This is a genomic window from Bartonella capreoli, assembly GCF_902813205.1.
GTDB classification, from domain to species: domain Bacteria; phylum Pseudomonadota; class Alphaproteobacteria; order Rhizobiales; family Rhizobiaceae; genus Bartonella; species Bartonella schoenbuchensis.
This window is the reverse complement of sequence record NZ_CADDZX010000135.1, coordinates 1-519: the sequence shown is the minus strand read 5'-3', so window position 1 is coordinate 519 and position 519 is coordinate 1. Positions and strand designations below refer to the sequence as shown.

Below are 519 nucleotides of genomic sequence, written 5' to 3'. Positions count from 1 at the left end.
GTGTCATTTCGATTTGTACTGAACGATCATCTTCAATATCAATACGATAAATCAGTCCTAGCTCATAAATATCAGCAGGGATTTCCGGATCATAAACTGTTTTTAGAGCAGCAATGATATCATTCGTCATACGTTCGATTTCATCTGCTGGAATTGCTGATACACAAGATTTTTCTTTATCGCTTTTTCTTTTAGCAGTTTCAGCAGAATTAAATACCTCAATTGATTTAGCCATTAAAAAATGTCCTTGCTTTTTCTAATGCTTCCACTAACTGATCAATATCTTCATGATTATTATACATGGCGAATGATGCACGACAAGCGGATGTTAAACCGAAATGTTGTAATAAAGGTTGTGCACAATGCGTTCCGGCGCGTATAGCAACACCTTGTCGATCAATAAACATAGCAATATCATGTGCGTGAATGCCTTTTATTTCAAAAGATATAATAGCACCTTTATGAGGAGAACAGCCGTAAATACGCAGTGATTTGATCATTTCAAGTCTTTCATGCGCG

2 protein-coding genes are annotated in these 519 nt (G+C 36.2%); both read right to left on the bottom strand.

The genetic code is table 11. The annotated features are described in order from the left end of the window. Positions 1–235: iron-sulfur cluster assembly protein (locus J7R05_RS07725; RefSeq protein WP_208541817.1), on the bottom strand; the 235-nt coding region annotated here is incomplete at its 3' end. Next, positions 228–519 (bottom strand): aminotransferase class V-fold PLP-dependent enzyme (locus tag J7R05_RS07720; protein ID WP_208541816.1); only part of this gene is annotated, 292 nt, incomplete at its 5' end. The genes J7R05_RS07725 and J7R05_RS07720, both read right to left, overlap by 8 nt.